Raw genomic sequence first — 1,555 nt, forward strand, 5'->3', positions numbered from 1 at the left:
GGCCCATGACAACCCAACTCGGGGCGGTCAGTGTGTCTCGACAAAGCAGAGGGGAGCTGACCCACTCCAGAGTCACCCTGACATACAGGGCCCAGTCTACAGAGCCGTTAGGGGCGCAGTTCCACGCCGCAGATGATAGGTACATGGTCTTATCCTTTCGATAAATGGCGTATCGCCTAGTTTTCGTGACATAAAAAGCGATAATGTCACAACATCAAGGTATGCCGTCAAAATCACAACCTGGCGCAGCTGGCCGACGGCTGAAATGGTGGCGTTTTCGGGCCCACCTGGTGACGGCCGGCACGAAAAAAGAGGTCAAAAAAGTGGTATTACCCCAAATTATGGCCCGCAAAGATCTCTGCCAGGTTATCCCGCTCCCAATCACGAGCATAAACCAGCTTCGCTACCGAGGGGCGCAGATACAGCACCGAGTTTCGGCCCCTTGCCGATGTATCAAATCGTTCGCCTTGATCGTTTTCGATGCAAACCGTAACTAGTGCCAGATCAGCCAACTCTTTTAAGAGTCTGCGCAAGTTGCCGTGATGGTTAGCAGGGTTCCCCCCCTCCGAGAGCGTTTGCTCCACCAGCTCGGGCATGGACAGCCTAAATGACTGACTATCCAGCAAGGCCGCGACCACTCGCAGAGCCATCGTCGGGCGGGAGGACTGCGCCGTCAGCCTGAGCACTTCGCTAAAATTGGTTCGGGTTTCGGGTTTCATTTGCGCCCCTTTAGCGCCTTGAGCGCCTTATAGAGTTGATCGGCTTCGCGAGCGGCCACCAGCCACCCAACCGCTGTCTTTGCGTCGATCTGTTCGGGGAGGGTGGCAAGCATATCGGGGAGCGACGCCCCAGACTCATTGCTGCGAATATGAAGAAAGGCCCACCGCGCCCAATCGGCGCTTGTCTCCGGCACCCAGCCATGCGCCATCAACATCACCTGTGCCGCTTGGCGAGCCCAGAGCGGCGCTTTATTGGTTTTAATCCAATCCTGCAACGTCAGCCCTGGAGGAGCCGGGCGCCGCTCCACAAACCCCAACTTAATGGCGCACTCGGTTAACGCCTCTGAAAGTTCAGAGCGGGATCGGGTATCAAAACGCATCAAATCGGCGATTACCTTGGCCGGTTTGGCGTCCATAGCCTCAAAAACGGATCGGATCATGGTGGTGGTTATCCTGAATTGCACTGAGCGAACGCACCACACTGACAAAACACTTGGCCAGGATGGGCGGGGGAGGGTCATTATCCCGGCCACCTGATTTCCTGTCAAAACACACATACAACTTGTCTCCAAGCCAATAAGGGGGCGTCAGCCCCCCAATAGAAATTAATCAATCAAACGCCAGATCTTGGCCGCCTCGTTATGCCCCCCAACGTAATCTCTCAGTTGGTGGTAACGCTCAGCGATTTTCGGATAATGGGGGAAGTTGCACGACAGATGACCGAGGGCAAACAGGGTGATCACGATCCCCGCCGCCTCGGCGCTCACCTGCTCGCTGGAATAATTACCGCGCCATTCCAGCGCCAGCGGTTCCTGAGTGGCCGGGGCCAGGAAAAA

3 protein-coding genes are annotated in these 1,555 nt (G+C 56.1%); all 3 read right to left on the reverse strand.

Annotation, left to right across the window (positions count from 1 at the left end; translation table 11 throughout):
- Positions 1-329: 329 nt before the first annotated feature.
- Positions 330-719, reverse strand: a complete 390-nt coding sequence (locus H598_RS0113480; protein WP_028113471.1) for a hypothetical protein — start codon at positions 717-719, stop codon at positions 330-332.
- Positions 716-1,159 carry a hypothetical protein gene (locus H598_RS24360; RefSeq protein ID WP_051252720.1) on the reverse strand — a complete coding sequence of 148 codons (444 nt, stop codon included), beginning with the start codon at positions 1,157-1,159 and terminating at the stop codon, positions 716-718. The genes H598_RS0113480 and H598_RS24360 overlap by 4 nt, the downstream gene beginning before the upstream one ends.
- A gap of 165 nt (positions 1,160-1,324) precedes the next feature.
- Positions 1,325-1,555 (reverse strand): antirestriction protein (locus H598_RS0113490; protein ID WP_028113472.1); only part of this gene is annotated, 231 nt, incomplete at its 5' end.

The sequence above is a fragment of the Ferrimonas kyonanensis DSM 18153 genome (assembly GCF_000425405.1).
Classification (GTDB): domain Bacteria; phylum Pseudomonadota; class Gammaproteobacteria; order Enterobacterales; family Shewanellaceae; genus Ferrimonas; species Ferrimonas kyonanensis.

Excerpts from the sequence above, each read along its gene's own strand:
- H598_RS0113480 (WP_028113471.1), bottom strand. The coding sequence starts at position 719 with ATGAAACCCGAAACCCGAACCAATTTTAGCGAAGTGCTCAGGCTGACG.
- H598_RS24360 (WP_051252720.1), bottom strand. The coding sequence starts at position 1,159 with ATGATCCGATCCGTTTTTGAGGCTATGGACGCCAAACCGGCCAAGGTA.